Source organism: Zhongshania sp. (genome assembly GCF_047636175.1).
Lineage (GTDB): Bacteria > Pseudomonadota > Gammaproteobacteria > Pseudomonadales > Spongiibacteraceae > Spongiibacter.
In genome coordinates, this window is the sequence record NZ_JBLIKC010000006.1 from 135,242 (window position 1) to 159,814 (window position 24,573).

General features: G+C 49.7%; 23 protein-coding genes and 3 tRNA genes. 23 read left to right on the forward strand and 3 right to left on the reverse strand.

Annotated features, from left to right (window positions below; all coding sequences use genetic code 11):
- The first annotated feature begins 3 nt into the window (after window positions 1–3).
- The 16 genes from kdsB to ACI955_RS05195 all read left to right on the forward strand — a co-directional run bounded on the left by kdsB (window position 4) and on the right by ACI955_RS05195 (window position 14,290).
- Window positions 4–795, forward strand: a complete 792-nt coding sequence (kdsB, locus tag ACI955_RS05120; RefSeq protein ID WP_415242655.1) for a 3-deoxy-manno-octulosonate cytidylyltransferase — start codon at window positions 4–6, stop codon at window positions 793–795.
- Window positions 795–1,280: a low molecular weight protein-tyrosine-phosphatase gene (locus ACI955_RS05125; RefSeq protein WP_415242656.1), complete on the forward strand. Its 486-nt coding sequence runs from the start codon at window positions 795–797 to the stop codon at window positions 1,278–1,280. Before kdsB ends, ACI955_RS05125 begins: the two co-directional genes overlap by 1 nt.
- On the forward strand, window positions 1,277–2,284 hold the full coding sequence (gene murB / locus ACI955_RS05130; protein WP_415242657.1) for a UDP-N-acetylmuramate dehydrogenase: 1,008 nt from the start codon (window positions 1,277–1,279) through the stop codon (window positions 2,282–2,284). Before ACI955_RS05125 ends, murB begins: the two co-directional genes overlap by 4 nt.
- The gene (locus ACI955_RS05135) at window positions 2,284–2,868 is read left to right on the forward strand and encodes an alpha-ketoglutarate-dependent dioxygenase AlkB family protein (protein ID WP_415242658.1); all 585 of its coding nucleotides are present in this window, start codon (window positions 2,284–2,286) and stop codon (window positions 2,866–2,868) included. Before murB ends, ACI955_RS05135 begins: the two co-directional genes overlap by 1 nt.
- 82 nt (window positions 2,869–2,950) lie before the next feature.
- The gene (gene uvrY, locus ACI955_RS05140) at window positions 2,951–3,595 is read left to right on the forward strand and encodes a UvrY/SirA/GacA family response regulator transcription factor (RefSeq protein ID WP_415242659.1); all 645 of its coding nucleotides are present in this window, start codon (window positions 2,951–2,953) and stop codon (window positions 3,593–3,595) included.
- Between the two features lie 19 nt (window positions 3,596–3,614).
- Complete coding sequence (uvrC, locus tag ACI955_RS05145; RefSeq protein ID WP_415242660.1) at window positions 3,615–5,489, forward strand: excinuclease ABC subunit UvrC; 1,875 nt, start codon at window positions 3,615–3,617, stop codon at window positions 5,487–5,489.
- A 42-nt stretch (window positions 5,490–5,531) separates the two neighbouring features.
- Window positions 5,532–6,092, forward strand: coding sequence for a CDP-diacylglycerol--glycerol-3-phosphate 3-phosphatidyltransferase (gene pgsA, locus ACI955_RS05150; RefSeq protein ID WP_415242661.1), 561 nt, complete (start codon window positions 5,532–5,534; stop codon window positions 6,090–6,092).
- 136 nt (window positions 6,093–6,228) lie between these two features.
- Window positions 6,229–6,304: transfer RNA gene (locus ACI955_RS05155), tRNA-Gly, on the forward strand.
- 138 nt (window positions 6,305–6,442) lie between these two features.
- Window positions 6,443–6,516 (forward strand) — tRNA-Cys (locus ACI955_RS05160).
- 696 nt (window positions 6,517–7,212) lie between these two features.
- Window positions 7,213–8,025: a hypothetical protein gene (locus tag ACI955_RS05165; protein WP_415242662.1), complete on the forward strand. Its 813-nt coding sequence runs from the start codon at window positions 7,213–7,215 to the stop codon at window positions 8,023–8,025.
- A 221-nt stretch (window positions 8,026–8,246) separates the two neighbouring features.
- Window positions 8,247–8,498, forward strand: coding sequence for a hypothetical protein (locus tag ACI955_RS05170; protein ID WP_415242663.1), 252 nt, complete (start codon window positions 8,247–8,249; stop codon window positions 8,496–8,498).
- 16 nt (window positions 8,499–8,514) lie between these two features.
- Window positions 8,515–8,871, forward strand: a complete 357-nt coding sequence (locus tag ACI955_RS05175; RefSeq protein WP_415242664.1) for a hypothetical protein — start codon at window positions 8,515–8,517, stop codon at window positions 8,869–8,871.
- A gap of 56 nt (window positions 8,872–8,927) precedes the next feature.
- On the forward strand, window positions 8,928–10,703 hold the full coding sequence (locus ACI955_RS05180; protein WP_415242665.1) for a DUF4105 domain-containing protein: 1,776 nt from the start codon (window positions 8,928–8,930) through the stop codon (window positions 10,701–10,703).
- 535 nt (window positions 10,704–11,238) lie between these two features.
- Entirely contained in the window at window positions 11,239–11,721 is a 483-nt protein-coding gene (locus ACI955_RS05185; protein ID WP_415242666.1) for a hypothetical protein, read from the forward strand.
- Between the two features lie 52 nt (window positions 11,722–11,773).
- Window positions 11,774–14,062, forward strand: a complete 2,289-nt coding sequence (locus tag ACI955_RS05190) for a CFI-box-CTERM domain-containing protein (protein ID WP_415242667.1) — start codon at window positions 11,774–11,776, stop codon at window positions 14,060–14,062.
- A gap of 141 nt (window positions 14,063–14,203) precedes the next feature.
- A tRNA-Leu gene (locus tag ACI955_RS05195) sits at window positions 14,204–14,290 on the forward strand.
- Between the two features lie 392 nt (window positions 14,291–14,682).
- On the opposite strand, the gene ACI955_RS05200 is transcribed toward ACI955_RS05195, so the two are convergent.
- Together ACI955_RS05200 and ACI955_RS05205 are read right to left on the reverse strand one after the other, a co-directional pair.
- Window positions 14,683–15,564 (reverse strand): hypothetical protein, encoded by an 882-nt coding sequence (locus ACI955_RS05200; protein ID WP_415242668.1) that lies wholly within the window; start codon window positions 15,562–15,564, stop codon window positions 14,683–14,685.
- A 315-nt stretch (window positions 15,565–15,879) separates the two neighbouring features.
- The gene (locus ACI955_RS05205; protein WP_415242669.1) at window positions 15,880–16,053 is read right to left on the reverse strand and encodes a hypothetical protein; all 174 of its coding nucleotides are present in this window, start codon (window positions 16,051–16,053) and stop codon (window positions 15,880–15,882) included.
- Window positions 16,054–16,798: 745 nt separating this feature from the next.
- On the opposite strand from ACI955_RS05205, the gene ACI955_RS05210 reads away from it, so the two are divergent.
- The 7 genes from ACI955_RS05210 to ACI955_RS05240 all read left to right on the forward strand — a co-directional run bounded on the left by ACI955_RS05210 (window position 16,799) and on the right by ACI955_RS05240 (window position 23,587).
- Window positions 16,799–17,473, forward strand: coding sequence for an outer membrane beta-barrel protein (locus ACI955_RS05210; RefSeq protein WP_415242670.1), 675 nt, complete (start codon window positions 16,799–16,801; stop codon window positions 17,471–17,473).
- A gap of 239 nt (window positions 17,474–17,712) precedes the next feature.
- Window positions 17,713–18,222, forward strand: a complete 510-nt coding sequence (locus tag ACI955_RS05215; RefSeq protein ID WP_415242671.1) for a (2Fe-2S)-binding protein — start codon at window positions 17,713–17,715, stop codon at window positions 18,220–18,222.
- Window positions 18,219–20,384: a molybdopterin cofactor-binding domain-containing protein gene (locus tag ACI955_RS05220; RefSeq protein WP_415242672.1), complete on the forward strand. Its 2,166-nt coding sequence runs from the start codon at window positions 18,219–18,221 to the stop codon at window positions 20,382–20,384. Before ACI955_RS05215 ends, ACI955_RS05220 begins: the two co-directional genes overlap by 4 nt.
- Window positions 20,385–20,496: 112 nt before the next feature.
- Window positions 20,497–21,597 carry an MBL fold metallo-hydrolase gene (locus ACI955_RS05225; protein WP_415242673.1) on the forward strand — a complete coding sequence of 367 codons (1,101 nt, stop codon included), beginning with the start codon at window positions 20,497–20,499 and terminating at the stop codon, window positions 21,595–21,597.
- A gap of 29 nt (window positions 21,598–21,626) precedes the next feature.
- Window positions 21,627–22,043, forward strand: coding sequence for an HIT family protein (locus ACI955_RS05230; RefSeq protein WP_415242674.1), 417 nt, complete (start codon window positions 21,627–21,629; stop codon window positions 22,041–22,043).
- Between the two features lie 150 nt (window positions 22,044–22,193).
- Window positions 22,194–23,063 (forward strand): amidohydrolase family protein, encoded by an 870-nt coding sequence (locus ACI955_RS05235; protein WP_415242675.1) that lies wholly within the window; start codon window positions 22,194–22,196, stop codon window positions 23,061–23,063.
- 80 nt (window positions 23,064–23,143) lie between these two features.
- On the forward strand, window positions 23,144–23,587 hold the full coding sequence (locus ACI955_RS05240) for a nuclear transport factor 2 family protein (RefSeq protein ID WP_415242676.1): 444 nt from the start codon (window positions 23,144–23,146) through the stop codon (window positions 23,585–23,587).
- 60 nt (window positions 23,588–23,647) lie between these two features.
- On the opposite strand, the gene ACI955_RS05245 is transcribed toward ACI955_RS05240, so the two are convergent.
- A complete protein-coding gene (locus ACI955_RS05245) occupies window positions 23,648–24,562 on the reverse strand; it encodes a haloalkane dehalogenase (protein WP_415242677.1) in 915 nt (304 codons plus the stop codon).
- Window positions 24,563–24,573 lie beyond the last annotated feature (11 nt).

The following is a 24,573-nucleotide window of genomic DNA, read 5'->3' on the forward strand; positions in this document are numbered from 1 at the left end:
TGCATGTCATATACCGTTATTATTCCCGCCCGCTTTGCCTCCAGCCGCTTGCCTGGTAAGCCGCTGATGGAGATTGCAGGTAAGCCCATGATTCAGCATGTGTGGGAGCGAGCGAAAGAAAGCGATGCATCAAGGGTGGTTATTGCAACCGAAGACCAGCGCGTTCTTGAGGCTTGCCAGAAGTTTGGTGCTGATGTGGTGATGACGCTTGCCACCCATGAGTCAGGAACAGACAGGCTTCAGGAAGTCGTTGCCAAGCTTGGACTCGCTGACGAAGATATTGTGGTGAATGTACAGGGTGATGAGCCATTAATACCCCGCGAGGCAATCGCCCAAGTTGCAAATAATCTTGCACTAAATACCCAGGCGGGTATTTCCACTCTTGGCGAGGCGATCACCGATAAATCCACGGTTTTTAATCCCAATGCAGTCAAAGCGGTATGTGATCGCGCCGGTTTTGCCCTTTATTTTAGTCGTGCGCCCATGCCTTGGTGCAGGGATGAATGGTCGACAGATGCGCTGGCTAGTGAGCAAAGAGATGGCCAAGGTGGACTGCCGGACGCTGCGCCGTTTATGCGCCATATTGGAATATATGCGTATCGGGTTGGTTTTTTACATCAGTTTGTCACTTGGCCGATGGGAGTACTGGAGCGGGTCGAAAAGCTTGAGCAGCTGCGGGCGATGGAAAACGGCGTGCGTATTCATATTGAGCTTGCCTGCGTTAATATCCCCGGCGGTGTGGATACCGAGGCAGATCTAAATGCCGTGCGCGCGCATTTGTTAGGTAAAGCTTAATGACGAGCAAAGTGCTATTCGTCTGTTTAGGTAATATTTGCCGTTCACCAACGGCCCACGGTGTATTCCAAAAGTTAGTTTCCGACGCCGGGCTGCAGGACAGTATTCAGGTTGAGTCCGCGGGCACCGGCGATTGGCATATTGGTCATTCACCGGACGAGCGCACCCTGCGAGCAGCGAGCAAGCGCGGCTATGATTTGTCGATGTTGCGGGCGCGGCAGGTCACCGTGGCTGACTTCCAAGAATTCGATTATGTGTTGGCAATGGATAAGAGCAATCTCAAAGATTTGCGGGCAATGGCAGGGGATAAAACCGGATGCCATGTGTCTTTGTTTTTAGATTTTGCCGAATCGTCGTGGAAGCGAGAAGTGCCTGATCCTTACTTCGGTGGTGAAGATGGTTTCGAGACCGTACTAGAGCTAGTCGAAGACGCCGCTCGTGGTTTGTTGGCAACCATCCGAGGTCGGGAGGGGGCTAGTCAGTGAATATTTCCCAGGATGTAGATATTCGCGAATTCAATACCTTCGCTGTTCCCGCTAAGGCCGCGTACTTCGCTGAAGTTACAACGCTTGAGGAATTACAGCAAGCATTGGCATTTTGCCGAACTAACAATCAACGCTTTATTGTCTTAGGTGGCGGTAGTAATCTTGTTTTCACCGGAGAAATTGACGCCTTGCTGATACGGATGGCGCTGCGGGGCATCGAATGCAGCGTCATTGGAAGCGACCGTATTGTGGATGTCGCTGCGGGTGAAAACTGGCATGAGTTGGTGCGCTATTGTGTGGGTCAAGGCTGGTATGGCCTGGAAAATCTAGTGGCGATTCCCGGTTCAGTTGGCGCCGCACCTATTCAAAATATCGGTGCTTATGGTGTCGAGCTATCTCGGGTACTTGAGTCTGTGACAGGCTGGGATTGCGAGCAAAACGTCTTGCGAACCTTGAATGCACAAGAGTGCCAACTCAGCTATCGCGATAGTGTTTTTAAGCATCAACTTAAAGACCGTTTTATTATTACTTCTGTCTCTTTGCGGCTGAGTATCGAAGCCCGTCCAGAAGTCAGTTATCCAGCACTGCGTGCTGAACTTGTCGATCCGGATAGTGCAACACCGGAGCAAGTGGCAGCTACCGTGGCGTCAATTAGGGCCGAAAAATTACCGGATTACCGTGTTGAGCCAAATGTTGGCAGCTTTTTTAAAAACCCGCTTATTTCGGTAGAGAAAGCCAGTGAACTACTGGCCAGTTTTCCTGCGCTCGCGCATTGGTCAATGCCCGATGGGCGGGTTAAGCTTGCTGCCGCGTGGTTAGTTGAGCAATCTGGATGGAAGGGCCGGCGCGAAGGTGGGGTGGGTATCCATCCTAAACACGCAATTGTGTTAGTGAATTATGACGGTCTCGGCGGTCATAATATTCTGGCCTTTGCGGCCCAGATTCAAGCCGATGTGTTGGCAAAATATGGCGTGAGTCTGGACATTGAGCCGCGGGTGTACTGATGTTTGCTGGCGTGCAGCATATTCCATTGTCTGGCGGCGGTTTAGATTATTACCAGGAGTATATAGCCAAACCGCAGACTCTTTTTGCAGAGCTGCGAGACGGCGTTAACTGGCAGCAACCCCTTGTTACTGTTTATGGTCGCCAGCACGTCACTCCCAGATTGGTTAGTTTTGTCGGCGATGCTGGCCGAAGTTACCGCTATAGCGGTGCAACTCATGTCACCGAGCCCTGGCCCGCCGCGCTGAAAGCACTTCGTGAAAAATTATGCGCTGATACCGGCTATGAGTTTAACTGCGCTTTGTTGAATTATTACCGCAATGGCAATGATTGTATGGGCTACCACAGTGACGACGAAGCCGAGCTCGGCGACAGACCGTGTATTGCATCTATTAGCTTGGGTGCAGAGCGAGATTTTCTCCTAAAACCCAAAGCTGGCGGCGGTAAAACCGAAAAGCTGAGTTTGGCCTCAGGCTCGCTGCTAGTGATGCTGCCACCGACCCAGCAACACTGGCAACATGCCTTACCTGTGCGCAAAGGCGTAGCGCAAGGTCGTATTAACTTAACTTTTCGAAACTTGCTTTAGAGCGGCCTTTAATTGGCTCCGATAGGCTAGTTAGGCTCAGTTGAGAGTGTTATCGTTTACACATAATAATTGGGGGTAGCACATGATCACAGTGTTGGTGGCCGATGATCACGCGATGGTGCGTGCGGGAATAGTTCGAATGTTAGAGGATGCCGAGGGCATTTCGGTTATTGCCCAAGCTGCCAGCGGCGAAGAGGTGATTAGTCGCTGCCGTGTGCTGCGCCCTCATATTGTTTTGATGGATGTGCGGATGCCGGGTATCGGTGGGCTAGAGGCGACTCGTAAATTGAAACAAATAGCGCCTGACACCAAAGTGATAGCGCTTAGTGCCTACGATCAAGAGCCCATGCCCAGCCTGCTTTTAAAAGCAGGGGCGGCTGCCTATGTAACAAAGGGTGCGTCTGAACAAGAAATGGTGTTAGCCGTGCGGCAGGTCGCCATAGGCAAGCGCTATCTCAGTCCCTGTGTTGCCCAGAACATGGCATTCAAGCAGCTGAGTGGTGATGATGGTTCGCCGTTTGAATCGCTATCTGAGCGCGAAATGCAAATAAGCTTAATGATCGCCAACTGCCATAAAGTTCAAGAGATCGCTAATAATCTGCATATCTCTGCTAAAACGGTGAACAGCTATCGCTATCGGGTGTTTGAAAAACTAGATATAAGCGGCGATGTCGAATTGACCTTATTGGCGATGCGGCATGGTTTAATAGACGCACCGGAAACCTAAGCGGTAGTTTGCTATAGCTATGAGCAGTGAAAAGATAGAAATCTCTGATGTCACGGATCATCCTGGTCCCGCCATTTTCGACGCCAAAACCTTCTTAAAGAATGTTACCGCCAAGGCGGGCGTTTACGTCATGCTCAATGCCAAGGCTGATGTGCTTTACGTTGGTAAAGCCAAAAATTTGCGCAACCGCCTCAGTAGCTATTTTCGGGCTAGTGGGCTTACCAGCAAGACCGTGGCCTTGGTATCCCATATTCAGCAAATAGAAGTGACAGTAACCGCGAGCGAGCGCGAAGCCTTACTGCTTGAACAAAACCTCATTAAACAATACAAGCCGCCTTACAATATCCTCCTGCGTGACGACAAATCCTATCCCTATATCTATTTAAGTACCGACCATAAGCATCCGCGAGTGACAATTCATCGCGGCACCAAAAAAGGTAAGGGCATGTATTTCGGCCCTTATCCAAGTGCCGCCGCAGTGCGTGAAAGCCTGAGTTGGCTGCAGAAAGTGTTTCGGGTTCGGCAGTGTGAAGACAGCTATTACCGCGGGCGCAGCCGGCCGTGTTTGCAGTACCAAATTGGACGCTGCTCTGGCCCCTGTGTTAACGCGGTTAGCGATCAAGAATACACATTAGATGTTCATCATACACAGATGTTTTTACAGGGAAAAAGTAGCGATGTAAGTCGCGAGTTAGCCGATGAAATGGAGCGCTGCGCCAGCATTTTAGAATTTGAAAAAGCGGCTGAACTCAGAGACCGTATAGGCCACCTACAACAGGTGCAGGCGACCCAGTGCATTGAAGGCGAGACCGGGGATATCGACATCGCGGCCGGCGTTATGGACGCCGGAACTGCGTGCATACAATTGCTCTGCGTGCGCGGCGGGCGGGTATTAGGCAGCCGCAGTTATTTCCCTAAAAGCCAACTAGAAGAGCCGCTGGTGTCGCAACTCGAAGCTTTTGTGGCCCAGCACTATCTGATCGGCTCGGGCGGGGTAGATATGCCCCGCGAAATAATCACCAATATTGCACTTGATGATGCCGCCTTACTGTCGGGGGGCTTAAGTGAGCAGGCCGGGAGGCAAGTTAGCATAAGCCACAATGTGCGAAGTCATCGCGCCAAGTGGCTGAGCTTAGCGCTGACCGCGGCGGAGCAAAACTTAGTCAATCGGCTCGCATCTTCGGCAAGTACCTTAAAGCGATTCAAAGCGCTGCAAGCGGTGTTAGAGTTGGCTGATAAGCCTGAGCGCATGGAGTGCTTCGACATAAGCCATACCAGCGGTGAGGCAACAGTTGCCTCCTGCGTTGTTTTCGACGGCAACGGTCCCCTTAAGTCCGATTATCGCAAAATGAATATTGACGGTATCGCTGCCGGAGACGACTACGCCGCCATGCGTCAGGCCCTTAGTCGCCGTTACAAGCGAGTGAAAGCCGGTGAGATTGTGATGCCGGATATATTATTTATTGACGGTGGCAAAGGCCAGCTCAGTCAGGCCAAGCAAGTGATGGAAGAGCTCGGCATAGACGGATTATTCATGGTAGGTGTTTCCAAGGGTGCAGCCCGCCGTGCCGGTTTGGAAATACTTATTCGCGGTGATGATGGCCGTGAGCTCAGCTTGCCTGATAACAGCCCGGCGCTGCATCTGATTCAGCATATTCGCGACGAATCTCACCGTTTTGCTATTACCGGCCATAAAGGTCGTAGAGATAAAGCCCGGACGCAGTCGTCGCTTGAATCAATACCCGGAGTTGGTGCAAAGCGTCGGCGTGACTTACTGCGGCACTTTGGTGGCATGCAGGGCGTGCGGCAGGCGAGTGTTGAGGATTTGCGGCGAGTGTCAGGTATTAGTGAAAAAATAGCGCTACAAATTCATGAAGGCCTGCGCAGCGCCTAGAAAACAAATAGAATAGCCACAATTCTCCCTATTGAGACTTATATGAATATACCTAACTCGCTAACACTGCTCCGAATTTTTCTAATACCGGTACTTGTGGCCTTATTTTACTGGCCTCAAGCCCACACCTATTTTTTAACGGCGGCAGTATTTGCAGTAGCGGCGGTGACGGATTGGCTTGATGGTTATCTGGCGCGTAAATTAGGACAAAGTACCCCACTGGGTGCGTTTCTAGACCCAGTTGCAGACAAGCTGATGATCTCGGTTGCATTGGCTTTGTTAATTGAACGCTACGATGCCCCGTGGTTCACCATTCCGGCCATTATTATTATCGGTCGCGAAATTGTCATCTCCGCGTTGAGAGAGTGGATGGCTGAACTAGGTAAACGCACCAGCGTGGCAGTGTCATACATAGGTAAGGTGAAGACAGCGGTACAAATGGTGGCAATTTTTGGATGGTTATTGGTGTCGCCAGATAGCGCAAGCCTATTGTACTACGCCAATATTGCGTGTCTGTATACCGCTGCGATACTCACATTGTGGTCAATGGTGATCTATCTTCATGCGGCGTGGCCAGATTTACGTGATACAGCCAGTAATTAGAAAAAAATCACGTTAAATCAGAGACTTTGCTTGACAGAAAATAATCACTGACTAGAATAGGCGCCTTCCTGAAGCACAGCCCCGAGCTGTAAATTGGGCTTGAGAGATCAAGTGAACCATCTAGATATCGTGCGACGCGGGAATAGCTCAGTTGGTAGAGCGCAACCTTGCCAAGGTTGAGGTCGGGAGTTCGAGCCTCCTTTCCCGCTCCAATATATCGTTGCAATGCAGCGTGTCTGCAATGTAGTTTGCTAAGTGGCAGAGTGGTTTGCAACTCCAGCGCTTGCGGCGAAAAAAGAGCCGGTAGATGTCCGGCGTACACAATAAAAGTGTAGAAAAAAACTATCATAGGCGCGGTGGCAGAGTGGTCATGCAGCGGACTGCAACTCCGTGTACGCCGGTTCGATTCCGACCCGCGCCTCCAATCCTCACCGAGCCCTCCCGGTACGGTCGTTACCAAGTGCAGTTAAAGCACAATAGTGACATGGCACCAAAATCTACTACTCAGCAGTTCACTAGGGTAATTTGTACATAGCACTTCATTTGCCTTTCTTGCTAACAATATAGTCGCTCCTCGATAAACTGAAGGTTGTACCAAGACGGCTTACGTCGCTTTGCGCGCGTACCGTTTCTCACGCAAAGTAAATCTAACTGTTTTTCGCCTAGTCGGCATGCCCTTAGTCAGCGGCATAGTCATGGCCAACCTAATCTTCCCCTCAATACAAATACCTATCTAGCGCTAGTGGTGGATATTTCAAGCTCAAAAAAAACGCTGAGCGCACTGAGTACTAGCAGCGGCGGGGCTGGTCGAATTAATGTTGATTAGACTAATTAACTGCAAGCGTTATCAATATTTCGGTCGTCGGGTGATCATCCCATATCAGGATGATTTGCGGTCCGCGCGCCGCGCTTATCAAAATAAAAATGTTCTGCGTAATATTTTTATAAAAACTCATTATTGCTAGTAGTTTTTTTAGTGCAACATAGAATACACTCGTAAAGTTAGGTGTTACTTTGCAGTGCGCATAGCATGTTTAATTTTGGCCGTGATGAAATCGCTGGTTGTGGCTGCTCCCAAGTACTATTTTGCCCCCATGGGGTGTAAAAAAAAGGATTTTTTATGTTTCGATATTCTCCCGCTTTGGCGGGTTTCACGCTGCTGGCTAGTTTGAGTGCCAGCGCGGCATTTGCACAGGGACAGGTCGCTACTGCTCGGGGACAAGTCCCGTTGGCGGGTGGCACTGGTATTTCTGCTGGCTCTCCAACCGGGAGCGGCGCATCTAATGGCGTCGCTTATGCTGGCTTGGGGCTTGCCTACTTAAACCCTGACCCAAGTGTGTCAAAGGATTACGATGGGTCGATGGTGTTGGGCGCGGGTTTTTTCGATCCTCGTCAGGCCTTTGGTGCGCTCGATTTAAGCATGGCGATTATTAGTCTGACGGACGAGTTTGCCGACAGTGGTTCTTTTAACGCGGTGTGGCACAGGGTATTACCCGAGGACTGGGGAAGTATTGCTATTGGCGTGGAAAATTTTGGCACCTGGGGTACGGCCAAAGATCTTAATACCGAGACCACGACTTATGTAGCAGTGACTAAAACATTCCTGCCCACCCAGGTCGGCGTGGATCAGTTTTCCCGAATCACTTTGACTGTCGGTGGTGGTGACGGACGTCTGCGGACAGTAGATAGCCTTGGGCGCACTGAGGGAGCAGAGATAGCACCATTTGCCGCTCTAGCGTTTAAACCCTCAGCAAGAACAGCGCTAGTGCTAGATGCCAACTCCAGCCTGCTGAGCGCTGCTTTCTCCTTTGTACCGTTTCGCAGCCTGCCGATTACGGCCAGTTTGGGCGCCACCGACGTGTTAAACAGGGTTGAGACTGGGGCAGGACCAGTGGTGACATTTGGTATTGGTATCGGCTTTCCGTTGTTTTAAGAGGATTTAATAGGATGTTTCAAATGAATATAAAACGTATCGCCCTTGCTTCGCTGTTTTGCACAATGAGCCTTCACGTCGTCGCTGGGCAATCTGCTCCGCCAGGCCTTCAAGGTAATATGTCTGGCGTGACGTCCGGAGTTAAAGTGGAGCCAAAATCGACTACAACATCTACTTCAAAATCGAATCCAATTCCGATTACAACTCGAGATAATCCTTCAGTGACTGTAGTACTTTCGGAGCCTGGGGAGCTCCCGGAAGTATCTTTAGAAACTAAGCGTGAGGCTGGCACCACGTCTTCTCCACCACCTGACACAGTAACAACGACCGTCACTGTTCGAGATGTAGGCGGCAATGTTGTCGACACTTATCAATCTTTTGCTACGGGTAACGGTGGGCTTGCGGAGGTGGAAGCGACGCAAGAGGTCATGCTACTTTACCGGAAAAAGTATGCTGACGGTGCTTGGGATTAATTAAGTAAAGCTCAATATGCCTTGGTATCATTCACGGCCATATCGTCGAGCCTTGCACTTTTGGCTTCTGCTGTTAATCGCACCATCCGACGCAGCGTTATGCGATGAGTTGTCGAGTTTGGATCGCCGTTCTTCCCAGGCGCTCTACCAAGGCTGGTCGGTTTTGGCCACTGACCTCGCCCGCGGGGTCGGGCCATTTGCAACGCTGCGGTTGGCGCTAGTGCCAGAGTTATCTGATTCCTATGGCGTGCGCCCGGCCGATCGCTTACAGACATTGGCTGGCTGCATGACCTCTCGTATTGTAGTAACAGAAGCTGAGGCGATTCAGATGTTCCTTGACGGCTGCGTGGCAGTTCCTAATAGCCCGCAATGACCTTGCGACTGCTCTGTTTACTGCTGCTGTCCGCGTTTAGCTGCGGGGCTTGGGCCATGGCGTCAGTGGCTGATCCCGATCCGCGATGGCTGGCGCTGATGCATTACACCTCAGCTGGATGGCCGGCGACGGCGCATTCTCACGCCGTATCGCCGTTGTTCTTTGCCAGCGAGCGCGGCCGAGAGGACCCGAATGCGGAACTAGCCGCAAATCTCGCTGCCTTTGAGTCTGAGTTAGCCGACGGTCTTAACGACCAAGATTGGCGAGTTTGTCGCTTTCCCGCTCGCTTCCGTTATCTTGCTCAGCGTTTCCCTACGCGCCTAAACGAAGCCGCACTGGAGGGCTGCAAAGATTACCAAGCGTACCGCCGCTTTGCGGCGGTTACTGGCATCACCTTCATTTACATAGAGCCTCGGGGTTTCTCCGCTCGCAGCGGTTTTGCCCATGTTGCCTTACGTCTGGATAGGGGACCGCTTGATGATGACCGGCGTTTACTAGATCTTACCGCGCACAATTACTCGCCGCCGGGCGGCATCGCCGATTTATGGCCTACGGCCAGTGTGTATAGCTTAGAAAGCTATACCAAGACTTACTTGAATTACATTGGCGACGCCGGTCGTTCAATTTTTGAGTATGCGCTTGATTTCAGTCCTGAACAGGTGCAAGCGGTAGCAGATCATATTTACGAGTTACAGGATCTTACCCTTGGCTACAACTACCTCTCAGAGAACTGCACGGCCGAGTTGCTGCGCACGCTTCAGGTCTCAGGTCATCCCTCGCTGCAAAGTCCGTTTGCCATGCAGACCCGAAATGTACCCAGTGCCTTGGTGCGAGCGTTACATAGTCGGGGGCTGATCCGCGCGCAACGATTTCGGCCGTCTGATCCGGCCGGCACGATTCCTGAGCGAGAGGCACAATTGACATCCTCTCAGCAGGGGTTCGCAATGGCGATCGCAGTAGACGTTTCTGAAGCCTCCCAACTAGAAGACTATTCAGAAACGCAGCAGGCTGCGGTGCTCGATTTGGCGATTGATTATTACCGTTACCGCGAAACCCGTGCCAATCGGATGATTGGCCGGGTTATGCCTCCTAAATATGGTTATTTGCTTGAGTTGCGCCGACGTCTGCCACCGGGCGAGCCGCTAAAAATACGCCCGGAGTTTTTTCCGGAGCAGCTGCATAATCCCAGTCGGCTGTCGTTGAGCGCACGTGCGACATCGACCGGATCTCGATATTCCTTAGAGTACGGCGGGGCGGGGCATAGTATTACGGACCATGGGCGCGGCCAGCCCCTCAGCACAGCCAATGACTTGATTGGCTTTGCGCTGGGCATTGATGAGCAGCGCAGCTTGCAGCTAGATAGTGTGCTGCTATTGCAGTCTTACTTTTTGCCGACGCCGATAGCCGGAACTTGGGACTGGGGTAGATACCGTTATTTTGGCGCTGACCGCAATGCAAGCGATGGCTTGACCGCCGTGGCGGAGTATCAGTTCGGCCGCGCGCTGCAGCTGGATGTTGGGGAGCGGGCGCTTGTCTTTGCACTTGCCGGAGGTTCGGCCCGCGCAGGCGGCAGTTTGGATGATGCCTATCAGCTGGCTGCAGCGTTCGATGTCGGGCTGCGAATAATAGCGAGTGATACGCTGCAAATAAATTTTGCGCTTGCATACCGCGATGGCGTGCTTGGTGATAGTGGGGCTTATAGTCATGCAGCACTTTCAGCGACGCAGACATTGGGTAGTGATTTTGCGCTGCGGCTAGAGGCGCGTAGGGCAGATACCGCCGATGCTGCTCCAGAGAACACGCTTCAGCTGTCGATTACTCGCTATTTTTGATTTTTTGCAATCAGCTATGAATTGGCTTTAATTTCAATGTTGCTGGGGTATTTGGGGTCAATTTAGGCTCTGGTCTACGAATAAAAACAGCAGCCAGTATTTATACAGTATTGATTTTTAATGGTCACTAATGGGAATGTGGCTGACTAAGAATTTCAAGCGAGCACTATTTTTTAGGCAAAGATTTAGGCCGCTCCTCCAATCCCACAGGATTTCCCCGGTAAGAACGTCGCATTCCCCGGCTGCCAAACTCCATATTGATAATTAAGCTTAAGTATCTTTTGGCGTCTGTCACGTTTATGGCGTTTTCAACTGGTATACCGACATAAATTACCGTTTCTCTGGGCTTTATTACTCTTCTACCACGGGCATCACTTCTAATATTCTTATTTAATTTTAGTCTTACTCGCAGTCACCCATTACCTCATGTCTGTGTTGCTACTTAAGTCCACTAGGTATATCCCTTAGTTTGTTCCGGCCTATTAACCGATAAGCTAGTAATGGCTGTGGTTATGCCTATGTCTTGCGAGGTGATATGAGTCAATTAAGAAAACACCTAGCTACAGTGATCGATGTAATCTTGATCGCTTTAGCTTTCGGAGGACTGTTATTTGCCTGCAGCAATCAGGAATCCGGTCGCCAATCTCTTGCTCAAGAGTCTGCGATGATTGTGCGTGCTCTTTATCAGTCTCCCTTGGATCGCTTCTTAAGCATAGATGCTGCTGGCTGGCAGCATGAGTTGGAGACAAGTTCTTATTACCGTGATGGTGATAGCGGTCTCTTGTTGGACGTGCGTTACTGGCAGAAGTCAGCAGATAGTGTGGTAGAAAAAATCCTTGAAGCGGGCTATACAGTAGATTACATAAATACGGCTAATCAACGCATACTTTTGTGGGCAAGGAGTGCCGAGCAGCTGGCCGGATTATCTAAAATTCAGGGTGTGAGCGCGGTGTCGGTAAGTCGCTCAGCGCCAAAGATGGATCTAACCCTAAAGGTTTTTGATGAGCTTCAACAATAAGATAGCAGTGTATTTATGTTCATCTCTTATCTTTTGCAGTGCGAATTTAGTGATGGCGGAGCCAAATCTAAAGCGAGCTGCCAGAGAGAATGGCAATGTCGCCGCTAAATTAGATACTCGCCTGCAAACCTTAATCGAAAAAGGAGAGGGTTTGATTAAGGCGGACAGTGCAGAGCTAGCACAAAGTCGTTCAAGTGGCCGTGATGCTGCCGCTGGAGTGCCGGTGGAATTGTTTTTGCACAGCGCCAATGGCTTGAGTCGGTTTTTAGCTGAAGAGGGCATTAACTTGCGCTTCCTCTCAGATGACGGCAGCCGAGCAACCGTTTTACTCCGCAGTGAAGCGGATTTAGTGTCCCTCTCAGAAAATATTAATATCCGCGAGATACGATATTTATTGCCACCCGTAGTCAGGGCCGGCTCGGTAACGAGTCGCGCCGCCAGAGCAATGCGCGCTGATGTCACAGCCAGCCGCTTAGGTGTCAATGGCAGCGGGCAAACCATTGGAATAATATCTGACAGTTTTGCTCAAACAGCAGTCGTTCGTGACGGTAATACCACACCTGCCAAGTTTGCCTCTGGAACCTTGCAGGGTAGTCGGCAACAGGACAGCGGCGATTTACTCAATACCGTTACTATATTGCGAGACGATGTGGCTGACGGCACCGATGAAGGCGCCGCTATGGCCGAGCTGATCTACGATGTAGCGCCGGGATCCCCACTTATTTTTCATGCTGCTGGGCGGAGTCGTGCAGAGATGGCCGATGGCATTCGCAAACTATGCGCGTCGGGCAGAGCAGACATTGTGGTCGATGATATTCTTTTTCTTAACGAAAGCGTTTACCAAGATGACGTGCCAGCACTTGCTGCCAGCGAGTGCGTTAGCGCCGGTAAGCCTTATTTATCGGCTGCGGGAAACGACGGCGATCAAGCTTATCGCTATGTGTATAAAGACTCAGTAATGGCGCTTGATGAGCCAGGGTTATTCCTATTTCCAACAGGAAATGATTTGCACAATTGGAGCTCCAGCGGTAGCGATCCCTTTCTTGAGCTAACTATTGCCGCAAACTCAACTGTGTTCGTGGTGTTGAGTTGGAATCAGCCTTTTAGTTCTGTCAACGCGGCGAGGGGAGCGCAAATCGATTTAGATCTATATGCTACTACGGCGGAATCCTTGATAGCACTTAACCCTGCTTCGCCGAGCTTTTTTACCAGCAGCATAGATGAACAAGGCGTCACAGGCAGACCGAGGGGCGATGCCTCAGAAATCGTAACATTAACATCTGGATCTTCCGTCCAGACTTTTTACATTGCGGTGGAGCATTTTGCTGGTAGCCAAGACGATATTCCACAGCAAACGGACGTGCCGCTAGAATTCCGTATATTGCTTACCGGCGATCGAGTTATTAGTGTCGAGTATCCCTATAATGGCCCAGCAGTTTGGGGTCATTCAATGGCTGCGGGTATTGCGGCGGTCGCTGCCGCAGCTTGGTGGGAGTCTCCGGAATTTCGGCCAGAAGGCTATGACAGTTTAGAAATTGACCCCGAAGATTCTAGTTCTCGTGGCGGCCAGCAAGTTTTACAATTTGACAGCAATGGTGAGTATTTACAGCAAACGCGATCAGCCCCGCAATTTACCGCGATAGACGGCAACAATAATACCGTACTAGGATCAGATGTCGCGGCCCCAGAAGACGGTGAACCCGATAACTTTTTAAACTTTTACGGCACCTCGGCGGCGGCGCCGAATGCAGCAGCAGTATTCGCATTATTAAAAGAAGCCTATCCCAGCGCCACGCCGGCGCAATTAATTAGCGCGGTTCAAACCTCGGCCATAGATATAAAAGGTTTTCGCGCCGCTGTGGGTCCTGATGAGGTAACGGGGAATGGGCTGATTAATGCCGAGGCAGCAGCCAGTGCCATGGCATTCTTAGTAGGGTCAAACCCAACGCCGGTAACGCCACCTGCCGTAACGCCATCTCCCGCAACGCCGCCCTCCGGTGGAGGCGGTGGCGGTGGCGGTGCCTGCTTTATCGCCACAGCGGCCTACGGCAGCTATTTAGCGCCGGACGTAAAGGTTCTGCGAGACTTTAGAGATCATGTATTGTTGCCCCATAAATGGGGTAGGCAGTTTGTTAAGGCTTATTATCGCTACTCACCGCCCATTGCCGAGCGTATCGCCAGATCAGAATCATTGCGCCTTGCGACCCGAGTAGGTCTAAGCCCCTTGGTGTACGCATTAAAATATCCCTTGGTGACAGTCCTGTTACTCGCCTCAGGACTACTACTTTCGGTGCGTCGGCGTCGTTTAAACAGTGTCCAAGTGTATGCTGCAACAAGTTAAGCTGTAATTAACTGCTCTAAGCCGTTGATTTTTCGAAGTGTTATAAGTAGACTGCGGACGCTTTTTAGCACTATCGCAAAAGCGGAATCGATGTATTTATCGTACCCCGTGTATCACAATTGGCTCACGCCAAATCCCTTAGCCCGGGTGGTGAAATCGGTAGACACAGGAGACTTAAAATCTCCCGACAGCAATGTTGTGCCGGTTCAAGTCCGGCTCCGGGCACCAATAAAAATCAATGAGTCACAGCGTTCAGCTATTTAAAGCCAAACTCAAAGCATCCCCACAGTAGACGTATACTCGACAGTGGACCAGCGCGAGCCCGCTGCCGATTATTGGCTGAATACCCTAAGTTGCCTAACGATCAACAGCTCATATTAATTAGAAAATTAACCATGCTGATGTTTAATAGCGAAGGGAGCTCTACGCACCAGTGAAAGTGCCAGAGTGTATCTTCTAATGGAGGCACGGAAGTCCTCTCATATGAATCATTTATGGTTATAAGGGCGCTATTGGATAACAAGTGGTTGAGTGCTTTTACTCAGCCCACTCCTTCTTCGAAAATTTATTCGAATTTTCCTTAGTTACTCATTTCATTCGCAGGAAACATAAAGTTCGAGTCAATCTTGATTTTCATGGGGCGGGGAGGAGTTGGGCTCAATGTGTTGCTTGGTCTTTGGCCTGCGTACTAAAGGAAGTGCGGTCAGCAATGAGCCCATCTTTGTAGCAAATGACATTTGTTGGGGATCACTATTAAACAAGATTGAGAGCCTTTGGAGCATTTTACCCTTAAGTTGATCCATAAGTTTGAAGTGGGTACTTAGGAGATGCTCACTTGGTATCGAATGTGTGCTCAGTTGGGTGTGCTCAGCCGAACGCACGTTATTTATAGTGGTTGAACTTGTCGACATACCAACAACGTCACCTTCGTTCATTGACGGTAGGTTTACATACATTGGGATTGTAAAAATTTGAAAATGCTTAAATTTTGCGCTGTAGGTTGTTAAGCCATTTAGTGAAGTAATGTTGACGTCAAAATCATTATTAGAAACGAACACACTATAGACGAGGTTCGCTTTGGCAAACTCGTAATCTCCTATGAAAATCACTTCATCTCCAGATCGTCTTGACAGCTTGCGTGAATTTTCTAGGAGAATTGGGACGCGACGTGCATAAATCGGCCAGAGTAAATGCTTCTTGGTGTTTGGAATAAACGAGACATTAGAATGTGACATGCCATCAGCGAGTCTTGTTTTCTGAGTTATTGTGGTGTCGATACCGCCGTTACTTATATGAATTGAGTAGTGCTGTTCGGTGAATCTTACTTTTGAGCCGTCAGAGTTTTCCCAAAAAATTGGATAAGCAGAAACTAGGAGTAGGCTATTGTCCGGTCTTTCCTTGATTGAGAATAATTCGCGTTCGACTCCGTCAATTCGTGCTGCGAAGCGAACTTTTGATTTACGCGACATGATTTCCTGCTGTGGAATATTCAAATAATGCATGCGAGCGTATACGCTTTTGGGGGTCGAGCATCATATCTAGAGCCTTACGATTCTTTATATTTGTTACATAGATACCACGTCGGAAGTATAGAATAAATCCTAGGTGTGCTGAAATATACAGCAAGTGGGATAAAGCTGGTTTTTTTCTGAGAATTAATGTATGAGCCCTATTGGTTGAATAATGTATTCTCTTTTTATTTGCTTTTTTTGAAACTCGTTTGAAGATAGGTCAAAGTCGTTAATCCGGTGAGAAGTAAAAAGGCAAATGTAACAGTCAACTATGCTGACAATGATTGCCGGCAAAACTAAGGTAGCCTAAATAACCTCGGCATCAAGCCAAGAGGGCTTTTCCTCGTCCTCGTTCGATTCGTGAGTACCCAGTACATCAGCAATAAGCGTATTGGCTGATGGTTTCGACATCTCGGTATTGCATTGGCTGACAGCTTGCGAGAACAGTGTCGTGCCCGTGCAGTTGTCGTAGGATGGCATCTTGCTTCGTGGTTAGACAAAGCAACTCGAAAGTGCTTTTTTGAGCGTTCTACCTCTATGAAAAAACATTTAGGAGCTTTGGTATTTCCCAGCTCCTCAATCCGCAATTCGTTGTCATAGTAGTCACTTAGTAGTTCTTCGACCTGCCTATCTTCCAGTTCAGCGGAGATATGGAAGCCGTCGCGCATGACCACGCCTTGCAGGCGTTTGGTGATTTCGCCATATTGGTTTTCGGCTTCATCTTTATTGTCAGGAGTGACGTGTAGGGCGCGGACCGGAATGTCAGCGCGCTTTACTAGAGCGCCACCCATTAGATCAATAAATCTAGCCCAGTCACCAGCGTCACATGCTGAGCGTAGATCCTCCAGTTCCGTAAGGCTGGCATCTTCTAACGGTTCGCGGAGTCGACGCAGCTCTCGCCAGACTGTAACGGACGTGGTTCTAATCTGCTGAAATTGGCGAATTCCCCAATTGCTTGCCCAGACTTTAGGGTTCCGCGGCGAAACCAAAATACGGGGAGGGCGATATTATGTGTTTTGCAGAATTGAGAAATCCCGCCTCGCGTCAGGTACAGCACTTTTAAGTCTTTAATAGCGTAGCGACATTTCTCGTAAGTTTTTTCGGACCTCTAGTGCCTTTGATTTATCTCGCTGTAAGTTGGTATTAAGTGCGTTTTACAATACGTTCAGTCTCGATTCAGTTAGCCGCAGCCATAATGCAGCCATACTAAATCTGGAGTGATGCGATGAAAACGCTTCCTATATTGACCCTTGCAATAATTTCTTTACTTCCTACCTTGGCAGAGGCCGACCATCAGCAGCGTCGCAGTCACAGCAGCTATCGCAGTGAACCGGCGATATATATTTTTGGTGGCGTAAGTACCTCTTCGTTTAATTTTGATCGTTCAGATTTTCGTTATAGCTTTGGTGACGGGTCTTTGTCTGACGTGACCGTGGATACCGAATCTGGTGGCGCACGCTTCGGCTTCGGTTTTGATTTTACACCGGAGTTGAGCTTGGAACTCGGCTACGCCTCGCTCGGCACCTTAACTGGTAGTGGCATATCTGATGGCTCGCAGTTCTTGAATAACGGCTTTAGCGCTGGCAGAGTTGATATGGATGCCAGTGCTGATGGCGTGTTTCTAGGTGTGAATGTCCATACGCCGCACAACCAGCCAGTCGGCTTGTTTGCGCGCTTTGGCATCTATGGCTGGGAGCTAGATGGCACCTTGGAAGATAATAGCCGCAGTGGTCAATTTACCGTTGAGGGCAGTGATCCCTACGCAGGAATTGGTCTGCGTCTGGCAGTGGCAGAAAATATCAGTGTGGTCTTGGCCTATGATTACTATGTCTTAGACGACGATGAGTCTATTAACATCTCAGCTGATACCTTGTCGGTGGATATGGTGTTTAGGTTCTAGCGATAAATATTTTGGCTGCCAGTATGCTTGGCTGTGCCCACGGTTCTTAAAAGCCCTAGCGTAGCGATAACGGTAGGGCTTTTTTTGTGGCTGCTGTTACTTTGAAATTTCATGGACAAGATTTAATCAGCTTGTCGGGCCATCCTTCTTCATAATCTATACTCCTCCAGGCTGTGTGGCAGGACATTGTTTTTTGGTGTCGGTATAGTGTGGGCATCTTGAGTGTTATCGGAGTAAAAATGGCAGCGTTAAATTTCACAGTGAATGGTCGCGCGCAGGCGTTGACCGTTGATTCTGGCACACCTTTATTGTGGGTCTTGCGTGAGCAGTTGGCGATGACCGGGACTAAATTCGGTTGTGGCATGGGCTTGTGCGGCGCGTGCACGGTACACGTAGATGGCAACCCCGTTCGCAGCTGTAGTTACCCGGTAGAGCTTGTGGAAGGCAAGAATATAAAGACGATAGAAGGTTTGGCTACTGCGGAAGATGCCTTGCATCCAGTGCAGCAGGCTTGGTTAGAAATGAGTGTACCGCAGTGCGGTTACTGCCAGTCTGGGCAAATTATGTCGGCAGTGGCGCTGCTAGAGTCTAATAAAACCCCTAGCGACGATGATATTAACGCGGCAATGGCTGGCAATATATGCCGCTGTGGCACCTATCCACGTATTCGCAAGGCGATTCATCGCGCGGCAGAATTAGCCGTGCAGCATTATCAGCCTGCGGATACAGCGACGGAGGCCCAGTCATGAGTTTGTCGCGCCGAAGTTTTATTAAGACTACCGCGCTGCTCGGTGGTGGTATAGCTATTGGGTTTAATCTCAGCGCTTGTTCAAAGTCTGCCCCGTACCCAAATGCGAATCCAACAGCGCTGCAAGCCAATGCGTTTTTGCAAGTAACCGCCTCTGGTGAAGTGATTTTGCAGCTGCATAAAGCTGAGATGGGGCAGGGTGTTTTTACCGGCCTAACCACCTTGGCGGCGGAAGAGTTAAAGATGAATCCTGAGCTGATCACAGTTCAGCACGGCGAGTTTCATCCCAGTTTTCGCGACCCAGAATTTTACGTAATGATTACTGGTGGCAGTTCTTCAATTCGGCTTAGCTTTGAACCAGTTAGAGAAGCGGCTGCAACCGTTGCAAGCTTATTGAAATCAGCGGCAGCGCAGCAACTTAACGTAGCCGAGTCTTCGCTAACACTCTTAGATGGCAAAATTTTGCATGCCAATGGTGAGCTTGCTTTTGCAGATCTTATTGCCACTGCGCGCACAATACCAACACCAGAGTCAGTAACCTTAACCGCGCCACAGGATTTTAAATATATTGGTCACTACAACAAGCGTTTAGATGCGCGAGACAAGGTGACCGGCAGTTCGCAATTTGGCATAGACGCGCAGTATCCAAACGCTTTGTGCGCAGTTTTAATTCGCTCGCCACATTTTGGCGGCAAGGCGAAAAGTTTTGACGCGGTGGCGGCCCTAGCCAAGTCTGGGGTTAAATCGGTGATCAATGTGGACGGTGCCATAGCCGTTATAGCAGATACCTATTGGCAGGCTAGACAAGCCGCTTCAGCAGTGACGGTAGAGTGGGATAAAGGTCCGCTGGCTGGCGTAAGCAGTGATTCTTTGCGGGCTGAGCGACATACCTTATTAGAGACTGAGCCTGGCAAGAATATTGAGGAGACGGGCGAGGCAAGCGAGGCGCGTGGTGAAGTGCTGCATGCGCTTTATGATGTTCCCTATCTTGCCCACGCCACGATGGAACCTATGAATGCCTTGGCGGTTGTGAAAGCTGATTCGATTGAGATATGGACCGGCAATCAATCGCCTGATATCGCCTTATCAGCGATTGCCGATGCGACGGGACACAGCCGCGAGCAAATTCGTATTCATAACCAGATGTTGGGCGGTGGTTTTGGTCGCCGGATCTTGCCGGATTACTTGGTAGAAGCCGCGCGGGTTGCGCAACTTAGCGGTTATCCCATCAAAGTTGTATGGAGCCGTGAAGATGATATGCGCGGTGATTTTTATCGGCCTAATGCGTCGGTTAAAATGTCTGCCACAATCGAGGGTAATGTTGTCACCAGCCTGCAGGCAAAAGTTGCGGCGCCCAGTATTATAGGGCAGTTCGTTGGCTCGGTGAGCAATACTTTGCTCCCCCAGTGGATGCCTAATGGCCTTCACAATAAACTCGCTGGTTTGGCGGCAAGCTCTGATCCGGCAGCAACTGAAGGGCTGATTGATCTAGATTATCAGTTTCCATATAAACGCACTGACTTTGTGATGCAAGAGACCAGTATACCTATTGGTTACTGGCGTTCAGTGGGTCACTCACAGAATGCTTTTTTTATGGAAAGCTTTATTGATGAGCTTGCTGTTCGCACACAGCAAGATCCGCTGGAATTCCGCTTAAGCCTGCTGCCCGCAGATTCTCGTCGGCGCAGGGTGCTGGATGAAATCGCGATTAAAGCCGACTGGGGTAATCCTCTGCCGGGTCAATTTCAGGGCATAGCAGTTCACGAGTGCTTCCATACTTTGGTGGCGCAAGTGGTTTCGATATCGGTAGAAGCGCAAAAAATCAAAGTCCACAAAGTCGTCTGTGTGGTCGAATGTGGTCTGGCGATAAATCCTGATATTGTGCTTGCCCAAATGGAGGGCGGCATAGTGTTTGCACTTACCGCCGCGCTTAAGGGTGATATTACGGTTATTGACGGTGCGGTTCAGCAGAGCAACTTTCATAATTATGAGATGTTGCGTATGAATGAAGTACCCGAAATAGACGTGCATATTATGAAGAGTGCCGAAGCGCCGAAGGGCGTGGGGGAGCCGGGTGTGCCACCATTGGCCCCGGCCTTGGCTAATGCGGTGTTCGCAGCAACCGGTCAGCGTCTGCGCCAATTACCGCTAAAATTGGCGTGATATTTCGCTGCCAGCGCTAAAGCGGCAGCGAAATAAACTATAAAGTGTTACCTGTCATTTGGTATGAAACCTGTTGTTTTATATGTAAATAAATTTTTAAAGTTGGTTTGTTATGAGTAGTAATTCTAAGGCGGGCATTCAATATCCGTTTACCGAGGTGCCGCAGAAAGGTGAGTGGCAGGAAGTTGCCAAAGGCATCTACTGGCTGCAGATGGTGCTGCCGATGGTGCTGGATCACATTAATCTTTATGTACTGGAAGATGACAAGGGCTGGTGGATTGTCGACACCGGTATAAAACTCGGAGACACCCGCGAGCGCTGGGAATTACTGCTCGCGAATCAGATGTCATCTAAGCCGGTGCTCGGTGTGATCTGTACGCATATGCATCCCGATCACGTAGGCCAAGCTGGCTGGCTGTGCGATAGCTTGCGGGTGCCTCTGTATATGAGCTTCCGCGAATATTACTCCGCGCGTGCGTTTACCTCGCTGCAACCTGGCAAGATGAGCTGGACCGCCGATCAGCATTACCGCCGCGCTGGCGTGGGCGATGACTACCTGCAAAGCGAGGCTGCGAATATGCGTGGCTTTGGCTCTATTGTTGAGCCATTGCCAACGGCGTTCAATTGTTTGAAGGAAGGCCAAGTTCTTGAAATAGGCGGGCGGCAATGGTTAGTGATGACTGGTGCAGGTCACTCCCCAGAACATGTGTCTTTGTACTGCGCTGAAGATAAGTTGATGCTGTCTGGTGATCAGATTATTCCGCGCATTACCTCAAACGTCAGTGTAATGGCGTCTGAGCCAGAGGCAAACCCGCTGCAAGACTGGTTTGACGCACTGCGTCGTTTTAGGCGCGACCTCGATGCCGACACCTTGGTTATGCCTGCGCACAATGCGCCATTTTATGGTGTGCATGCACGCTTAGATTATCTTATTGACCATCATGAAGGGCATCTGGCGGCAGTTGAAAAAGCCTGTGTCGAGCCTCAAGTTGCCATCGATTTATTCAGTGTATTGTTTTCTCGTAAAATTGGCATGTCGCAGCTTGGCTTGGCGCTTGGCGAGAGCATCGCGCATCTGCATTATTTATGTGCCGAGGGCCGAATGGAGAGGCAATTAGATGATGATGGTCTTTATCGGTTTAGAACTATCGCCACAGAAAGTCGGCCTTACCAGGGTGTCCATGAGTTAGATTCGCTACCGATTGAGGTGTAAGCGTGCAGGGTGGTTTATTCGGCGATGAAATGACATCGGAAAATTGTATTTTTTGTAAGATTATTGCTGGTAAAGCGCCCGGGCATATTCTTTATCGCGACGATGACGTGATGTGCCTATTAGATATTGCCCCAGTGTCCGCTGGTCACACCCTGATTATTCCTATTAAGCATCATGATAATATTTTCAGCTTAAATAAGCCCGAAGTCAGTGCCTTAGCGCTACAGTCTCACCGTCTTGCTCCCATTATTAAACGTGTCACCGGTGCCGATGGCTTAGGTATACACCAACTTAATGGCCGCGCTGCTGGCCAGACAGTCTTCCATTACCATACCCACCTTATTCCGTGTTTTCACGGCAAGCCGATGCAAATCCACGGTCGTAAACCTGCGCTCCAGAATGATCTAGATGGCATGGCAGAGCGTTTGCGCGCTGTGCTTAAGTAAGCTGTTTTAGGTTTTCTGACTGACCGATTTTGCTTATCTTGATGACGTCTATTGTTATTGAGACTGCGGCCCATATCGTCAAAAATGGTTGGCTTATCTGATGCAATGTTAGGCATCATTATTCAATAATAAATTTAAGGAGCCGACTGCATGGCCATGCCAAATGATATTAAGGTCATTGATCTGATGCTCAGCGTACCGGGTGAAGACAATAGCCAGTGGTACGAGTTTATGAAACCACTGCTGATGGACGAAGAAAGCCGCAATATGTTCAAAATGCCGGCCCAGTATATGTTTAAAGACATACCTGATAGTGGCAAGAAAGAAGATTATATCGCCTATACCATCGAACAGATGGACAAACACAATATTGAACGGGCGATGCTGGGTATTGATGACCACAACGAAATCGCTAAAGAAGCACTCGCGTCTTATCCCGACCGTTTCTTTGCAAGCTTGGAAGTAAATCCCAATAACGGCATGGATGAAGTCCGTAAGATCGTTCGTTTACACAAGGATTACGGCATCAAAGCCATCACTGGTTTTGCGTCTGGTCTCTGCCCACAAGTGCCCTATGACGACAAGAAATGGTATCCGATTTACTCAAAATGCGTTGAGCTAGATATCCCGTTTTGCCCCTGTGTTGGTGTGCCTGGTCCGCGCTTACCGATGGCCCCCCAGAAAGTCGAACTGCTTGACGAGGTGTGCTGGTTTTTCCCTGAGTTAAAAGTGGTTATGCGTCATGGTGCTGAGCCTTGGGAGAAGTTGGCTTGGAAGCTCATGCTTAAATACCCCAATCTTTATTATATGACCAGTGCCTTTGCCCCGAAGCACTACCCGACTGAAATTATTAATTTTGCGAATAGTCGTGGTGCCGATAAGATCATGTATGCCGGTTATTTCCCAATGGGGTTGTCCTTGGATCGCATTTTCAAAGACATGCCGAATGTGCCGTTTAAAGATGAAGTTTGGCCTAAGTTTTTGCGTGAAAATGCTCGCAAAGTATTTAAACTAGATTAATAAGCGATTGCGCCTTAGCTCTGTTTAACGAGGCTAAGGCGCAATGTCGGCGAATAAAATAATAATAACGGAGCTAGATTATGACTCTAAGTCTGCAGGAAATGTCTGACCGCTTTGAAATTCAGGACATGCTGTATCACTACGCGGATATTATTGATCGCAAAGCCGTGGATGAGCTCAATGATGTTTTCACAGCCGATTCCCATATAGATTACAGTGCATTTGGCGGCACGGTGGGTGATCGTCCCTCAACCCTGGCTTTTTTGAAAGAGGCCCTGCCTGCATTTAGCGCCTCTCAACATTTAAATGCCAATGTCCAAATTACCGTAGACGGTGACACCGGCAGTGGCCGAGTGATGTGTTTTAATCCCATGGAAATGCCCCTAGGCGAAGACAAACAGGTCTTTATGCTTGGACTTTGGTATGTGGATACCTACCGTCGCACGCCGGAAGGTTGGCGTATTAGTAGCCGCAAAGAAGAAAAGAGTTGGGTGTTTAATGTGCCCGACTTTATGGGTTTGTAGATTACTCTTGGTGTGCTGCTGTAGCGCGACGCTAGCCGTTCACGCTACAGCAAGCTGGCTCTAGCTGGGCGCTGTTTCAGCCACAAATTTTAATATTACTTCGACCAGTTTTTCACTTTGATCTTCCTGTAAAAAATGCCCGCCATCAACAATGGTCGAATGGGCTTGTCCCTGCGCACCTGGAATTAGCCTGCGAAACACCGGCTCAGCCGCGGCAGTTATTGGGTCCTTGTCACTAAAGGCGGTTAAGAACGGTTTTTCCATTGTTCTTAAAATGTCCCATGCGGCTAGATTCGCTTCGGCGGCGGGGTCGTTTGCTGTAATCGGAACCAGCATCGGAAATTGGCGTGCACCGGCTTTATAACTTTCGTCGGGGAAGGGCGCGTCATAAGCCTTTATCGTCTCAGCAGAGACCGGTTTAACGCAGGCGCCCGCGATAATTTTACCCACCGTAAACACCGCGATATTCTGCGATAACTGCTGCCAGTTTATAAACGCTTCACCTGGATGCTGCGCGCCAGTCGGCAGCATGGTATTCGCGGCTATGGTCCGCGTGAAGCGGTTCTGCTCTTCGGCAAGCAGACGCAGGCCAATTAAACCGCCCCAGTCTTGGCAGAATAAGGTGATGTCTTGTAAGTCTAATTGGACCAGCAAAGAACGCATCCAGTCGACGTGACGCTGATAGGTATAGTCACTGCGCTGGCTGGGTTTGTCTGAGCGCCCAAAGCCAATAAGGTCTGGTGCAATAATGCGAAAACCGGCAGCGGCCAAGGGCGTAATCATATGTCGATACAAATAGCTCCAGGTCGGCTCGCCATGCATAAGCAGTATCACCGGCGCATCTTTTGGCCCCTCATCCACAAAATGCATTCGCAATTCACCGCCCTCGGTATCGTCTAGCTGAAGGTAGTGGGGTGCAAAAGTGTAGTCCTGTAAATTATTGAAACAGGAATCTGGGCTGCGAAGTGGCGTCATAATAATTACCT

What these genes read in the sequence shown, in the direction of transcription:
- ACI955_RS05205 (WP_415242669.1), bottom strand. Translation starts at nt 16,053, where the DNA reads ATGCCATCCTACGACAACTGCACGGGCACGACACTGTTCTCGCAAGCT.
- ACI955_RS05125 (WP_415242656.1), top strand. Translation starts at nt 795, where the DNA reads ATGACGAGCAAAGTGCTATTCGTCTGTTTAGGTAATATTTGCCGTTCA.
- ACI955_RS05190 (WP_415242667.1), top strand. Translation starts at nt 11,774, where the DNA reads ATGGCGGAGCCAAATCTAAAGCGAGCTGCCAGAGAGAATGGCAATGTC.
- ACI955_RS05175 (WP_415242664.1), top strand. Translation starts at nt 8,515, where the DNA reads ATGCCTTGGTATCATTCACGGCCATATCGTCGAGCCTTGCACTTTTGG.
- ACI955_RS05210 (WP_415242670.1), top strand. Translation starts at nt 16,799, where the DNA reads ATGAAAACGCTTCCTATATTGACCCTTGCAATAATTTCTTTACTTCCT.
- ACI955_RS05180 (WP_415242665.1), top strand. Translation starts at nt 8,928, where the DNA reads ATGGCGTCAGTGGCTGATCCCGATCCGCGATGGCTGGCGCTGATGCAT.
- pgsA (WP_415242661.1), top strand. Translation starts at nt 5,532, where the DNA reads ATGAATATACCTAACTCGCTAACACTGCTCCGAATTTTTCTAATACCG.
- ACI955_RS05240 (WP_415242676.1), top strand. Translation starts at nt 23,144, where the DNA reads ATGACTCTAAGTCTGCAGGAAATGTCTGACCGCTTTGAAATTCAGGAC.
- ACI955_RS05200 (WP_415242668.1), bottom strand. Translation starts at nt 15,564, where the DNA reads ATGCATTATTTGAATATTCCACAGCAGGAAATCATGTCGCGTAAATCA.
- ACI955_RS05225 (WP_415242673.1), top strand. Translation starts at nt 20,497, where the DNA reads ATGAGTAGTAATTCTAAGGCGGGCATTCAATATCCGTTTACCGAGGTG.
- ACI955_RS05185 (WP_415242666.1), top strand. Translation starts at nt 11,239, where the DNA reads ATGAGTCAATTAAGAAAACACCTAGCTACAGTGATCGATGTAATCTTG.
- uvrY (WP_415242659.1), top strand. Translation starts at nt 2,951, where the DNA reads ATGATCACAGTGTTGGTGGCCGATGATCACGCGATGGTGCGTGCGGGA.
- ACI955_RS05135 (WP_415242658.1), top strand. Translation starts at nt 2,284, where the DNA reads ATGTTTGCTGGCGTGCAGCATATTCCATTGTCTGGCGGCGGTTTAGAT.
- ACI955_RS05235 (WP_415242675.1), top strand. Translation starts at nt 22,194, where the DNA reads ATGGCCATGCCAAATGATATTAAGGTCATTGATCTGATGCTCAGCGTA.
- ACI955_RS05245 (WP_415242677.1), bottom strand. Translation starts at nt 24,562, where the DNA reads ATGACGCCACTTCGCAGCCCAGATTCCTGTTTCAATAATTTACAGGAC.
- ACI955_RS05220 (WP_415242672.1), top strand. Translation starts at nt 18,219, where the DNA reads ATGAGTTTGTCGCGCCGAAGTTTTATTAAGACTACCGCGCTGCTCGGT.
- ACI955_RS05230 (WP_415242674.1), top strand. Translation starts at nt 21,627, where the DNA reads ATGACATCGGAAAATTGTATTTTTTGTAAGATTATTGCTGGTAAAGCG.
- ACI955_RS05215 (WP_415242671.1), top strand. Translation starts at nt 17,713, where the DNA reads ATGGCAGCGTTAAATTTCACAGTGAATGGTCGCGCGCAGGCGTTGACC.
- uvrC (WP_415242660.1), top strand. Translation starts at nt 3,615, where the DNA reads ATGAGCAGTGAAAAGATAGAAATCTCTGATGTCACGGATCATCCTGGT.
- kdsB (WP_415242655.1), top strand. Translation starts at nt 4, where the DNA reads ATGTCATATACCGTTATTATTCCCGCCCGCTTTGCCTCCAGCCGCTTG.
- ACI955_RS05165 (WP_415242662.1), top strand. Translation starts at nt 7,213, where the DNA reads ATGTTTCGATATTCTCCCGCTTTGGCGGGTTTCACGCTGCTGGCTAGT.